Annotated in this window: 1 protein-coding gene; it reads right to left on the reverse strand. The window is 67.0% G+C overall.

What is annotated here, in order from left to right; all coding sequences use genetic code 11:
- Positions 1 to 22: 22 nt before the first annotated feature.
- The gene (locus AB0N66_RS42435; RefSeq protein ID WP_365446364.1) at positions 23 to 1225 is read right to left on the reverse strand and encodes an IS110 family transposase; all 1203 of its coding nucleotides are present in this window, start codon (positions 1223 to 1225) and stop codon (positions 23 to 25) included.
- Positions 1226 to 1464: the final 239 nt, after the last annotated feature.

Raw genomic sequence — 1464 nt, forward strand, 5'->3', positions numbered from 1 at the left:
GGGGGTGCCCCTATGACTTTGGTCAAGGGGTGATCGGGGTTGGTGGTTGGTAGAAAGTGCCGTCGCGGAGCATCGCGAAGAGCACGTCGGCTCGCCGCCTTGCGAGGCAGAGGAGGGCTTGGGTGTGGTGCTTGCCCTCTTTGATCTTCTTGTCGTAGTAGGTGCGGGAGGCGGGGTCGGCCAGGGCGGCGAACGCGGAGAGGAAGAAGGCCCTTTTGAGCTGCTTGTTTCCCCGCCGGGAGGGCTGTTCACCCCGGATCGAGGAGCCCGAACTTCTCGTTGCCGGGGCGAGGCCGGCGTAGGCGGCGAGATGGGCGGCGGACGGGAAAGCAGTGCCGTCGCCGACGTCGATGAGGATGCGGGCGCCGGTCCTGATACCGATGCCGGGCATGGACATCAGGACCTTGGAAAGAGGGTGGGCCTCCAGCAGTTCCTCGATCCGGTGGGCCAGCAGTGTGCGCTGGTCGAGTACCGCCTGGAGTGAGTTGGCGAGGCTGGGGACGATCAGCGCGGCAGCGTCTGTGCCCGGGACGACGACGGTCTGCTCGTCGAGTGCGGTGAAGACGTCGTTGATCAGCCGCTCGGCCATCCTGGGCGCCTTCGGGCGGATCAGATCGATGAGGCGTCGGCGTCCGGCCCTGCGGATCTGGGCCGGCGAGCCGAACTGGTCCAGCAGCCTGAGCACAGCCGGGTGCTGCATCCGCGGGCCCAGGACCCGTTCCAGATGCGGATGGATCTGGGTGAACAGGCCCCGTAGCCGGTTGGACAGGCGGGTTGCCTCGGCGGCGAGGTCGTCGTCGAAGCCGACGATCATCTGCAGCTCGGCGATCGTCTCGTCGTCGAGGTCGACCGACCGCAGCGTGTGCGGCATCGCCCGCGCGGCGTCGGCAATGATGAACGCGTCCTTCGCGTCGGTTTTGGCCTCGCCGGGGTAGAGGTCGGCGATCCGCCGCATCGTCAATCCGGGCAGGTAGGCGACGTGGCAGCCCAGGTCCCGGGCGACGGCCAGCGGCAGGGCCCCGATCGAGGCCACCTGGTCGACGACCACGAGGACGGTGCCGTGCTTGGCCTGCAGCCTGGCGAAGACCTCGCGGAGCTTGGGCTCGCTGTTGGTCAGCCGCTTGTCGAAGGTCTTCTTCCCGGCGGGGGTGAGTGCGGTGGCGTGGTGTTCGCCCTTGCCGACGTCCAGGCCGAGGTAGACGTCGATGTCGCTGGTATCGATCACGTCGTTGTTCCTTCGGTGCTGTTCACCCGGCCTGCCACGGCACTGATCGCCACATCCACATTACGAAGAGCCTCCCGACCTGTGGAAAGGCCGGTGGTCATGCCCCTAATCAGCGGTCTGCCAGTGCCTTCGGAGCTGGTGACACCACCCCCCGGGCCATGCACTCGACAAGGGGAGGTAGTCATGCCAACTCCGAAGGCCGGTAACCCCGTTGCGGGGCTACGAAGACGGTAATGGGG

This window comes from Streptomyces sp. NPDC093544, assembly GCF_040683495.1.
GTDB lineage: Bacteria > Actinomycetota > Actinomycetes > Streptomycetales > Streptomycetaceae > Streptomyces.